Below are 2,697 nucleotides of genomic sequence, written 5' to 3'. Positions count from 1 at the left end.
GACAAGATCGCCCGCGAACAGCGGGTTGTGCGCGCCGGGGCCGGACTCCTCCGAGCGGCGCCAGTGCGGCGGAATGATCAAATGATCGTAGGTGACCTCCGAGGCACGCGGCCCGGGCGCTGATCCGTCCAGGGTTCCCGCGAACGCGGCTTCGCGTTGGGTTTCCACGCTCACTCTGAGAACCTCCCCAGCGCCTGCGCGCCAGCCGTACGCCCCCCATCCAGGACACGCGCGGCCGGTCAGCCGACACGGAGTCGCGAAGTGGGCGGCCAGCCGTACCGCCCGATTCGCGACATCGCATCCTATGGTGCCGCATCCCGTCGAGCGGTGAGCACCGGGTCCGGAGCGGTCGCGTTACGTGACGAAAAAAGCCGGATCGGGCAACGGCGGCCGGATCCGGCGAAAGCGGGCCGGAGCAGGGAGAACACAGAAACGATCAGTATGGCGGTGGCCGGTACCAGACCCGCCAGCCGCCCGGCAGGACGATGCTGGTGGGCACGAACGCGGTCGCGACAGCCAGCCGCTCACTCGTCCGGTCGCCCAGGCGCAACCGGGCCTCGACCACGACCGGGCCGCGGAACTCCAGCCAGCCGGCCAGCGCCCGCAGCACCTCGGTGGCATAGCCGTGACGCCGGTAGGGCCGCCCGATGGACACCGACACCAGCGCGCGCCGGCCGAACGCGTCCACCGCCAGCAGCCCGATGGCCGCCGAGTCGTCACCGCGGATCGTCCAGGTCATCACACCACGCCCGGCGCTGGCCCGGCGGCGCAGCGCGCGGCGTAACGTCTCGGTGGGATCGCCGGTGACGTCGATGGTGATCCCCTGCACCTTGGGCAGGTGGGTGCCCACCAGCAGCGGCCCGAGTTCCTCGGCGACGAACCCGGCGTTCCAGACGGTCAGCGGAAGCGCGAGCAGACGCAGGGTCGTCAGGGTCGGCGCATCAGCCACGGCGGGCGGGCTCCGCGACGCCGAGCAGTCCCCGTTCCCGCAGCAGCGCCTCGGTGCGGGCCATCCCCTCGTCCAGGCCGACGCGCGGCTGCCAGCCCGTCAGCCGCCGGATCCTGGCGATCGAGTAGGTGCCCGTACGGGTCAGTTCGGCCAGCGTCAGCGGGCCGAGATCCACATAGCCGCGAGGATGCAGCCGCGAGGTCACCCGGCCGGACAGCCAGCCGTGGCCGGACAGCAGCCGGTCGGTGCTGTCGAGCGCGCGCACCAGCGCCGCCGGCACCTGGCCCGGCAGGGGCACGCCGGCCATCCGCGCGTACCGGCCGAAGAAGTCCGACGCGGTGGCCGGCTCGCCGCCGGTGACGTGCAGGATCTCGCCAGCGGTCCGCTCGGCCCCGGCGACGGTGATGACAGCCGCGGTCAGGTCATCGACGTGGACCGGGCTCAGCAGCCCCCGGCCGCCGTCCACCAGGACGAAGCGCCCCGCCCGCAGCAGCAGCAGCGGCCACAGCGTCCACCGGCCGGCCCGCGGGCCGTAGGCGTCGCCGACCCGCAGCACCGTCACCGGCAGTCCCCGGGCGGACGCGGCGAGCGCCGCGCGTTCGGCCGCGGCGAGGGCGTCCGGGCGCGTCAGGCCGGTGGCCGTGACCGGCGCGCTCTCGTCCACCAGGTCCGGAAAGGAGGCGCCCAGCACGCTCACGCAGGACAGGTGCACGACACGGCCGACATCGGCGCGCTCGCACGCGTCCAGCAGCCCGGCGGTACCCCCGAGCGTCACCGAGCGTAGTTCGCTGTCGGTGAGTGGGGCCGGGCGGCGGCGCACGCCGGCGCGCACCGCGCCCAGTTCCCCGCCGCCGCCCGTGCCGACGGCCGCCGCGTGCACGACAAGATCGACACCGACCAGCAGTTTACCCAGCTCCGCCGGCTGGGTGACGTCCGCCACGACAATGCCCGGACCACGGCGGACATCGACCGGTATGACGTGGTAACCGCGCCGACGCAGCTCGTGCGCGACCGCGTCCCCGATGAATCCGCCAGCGCCAGTAACGACCGCGCGAGCCACGTCCCCCCTCATCGCCTTCCTGGAAGAGTCAATATCATAGGCGTCACATCCCGTCACGTTCTGTTGCCGATACGTCGTTCCAACGGCCCGGCATCGACTCGACGTGACCGGGAAGCCAGACTAACCGGTGATGACGGTCACAGCTGTCACGGCCCACACCCGGATACCACGCAAGCGGCCGTCCGGGAACAGAAAGCGACAGGAACGAGAGCGTCTCGTCCGGATCCGGGACCGCCCGCCATCGGCCGGCACCTGTCGGGCATGGCCTACGGCGTCCCGAAGTCCTGCGTCCAGTAGGTGCCGTAACGGCCTCCGGTGGCGTAGCCCACGCCGATCTGCCTCAACGAGCAGTTCAGGATGTTCGCGCGGTGCCCGGCGCTGTTCATCCAGCCCCGCACCACCTCCGCGGGTGTGCGCTGGCCCGCGGCGATGTTCTCCGCCGCGGCGGAGAACCCGTACCCGGCCTCCGCCATGCGCTGGAAGGGCGTCCGGCCGTCCAGGCTGTCGTGGCTGAAGTAGTCGCGGGTGGACATGTCGGCGCTGTGCGCCTGCGCGGCCGCGGTCAGGCGGCGGTCTGCCATGAGCGCCGCGCAGCCCGCTCTGGCCCGCTCGGCGTTCGTGAGCGCGACCACCTCGGACGCCTCGTCCGGGATCTGCTCGGACGGCGCGCTGGTCACCGGCGTGACCG

Annotated in this window: 3 protein-coding genes; all 3 read right to left on the bottom strand. The window is 72.6% G+C overall.

What is annotated here, in order from left to right; translation table 11 throughout:
* Nucleotides 1-436: 436 nt before the first annotated feature.
* The gene (locus NBX02_RS02775) at nt 437-949 is read right to left on the bottom strand and encodes a GNAT family N-acetyltransferase (protein WP_250285054.1); all 513 of its coding nucleotides are present in this window, start codon (nt 947-949) and stop codon (nt 437-439) included.
* Complete coding sequence (locus tag NBX02_RS02770) at nt 942-2,009, bottom strand: NAD-dependent epimerase/dehydratase family protein (protein WP_250289838.1); 1,068 nt, start codon at nt 2,007-2,009, stop codon at nt 942-944. The genes NBX02_RS02775 and NBX02_RS02770 overlap by 8 nt, the downstream gene beginning before the upstream one ends.
* Before the next feature lie 266 nt (nt 2,010-2,275).
* The coding region (locus NBX02_RS02765; protein ID WP_250289836.1) for a CAP domain-containing protein at nt 2,276-2,697 on the bottom strand (422 nt) is incomplete at its 5' end.

It is taken from the genome of Protofrankia sp. CiP1_Cm_nod1, from assembly GCF_920888515.1.
Taxonomy (GTDB): domain Bacteria; phylum Actinomycetota; class Actinomycetes; order Frankiales; family Frankiaceae; genus Protofrankia.
The sequence above is the reverse complement of the archived record's forward strand: the minus strand, read 5'-3'. Positions and strand labels throughout refer to the sequence as shown.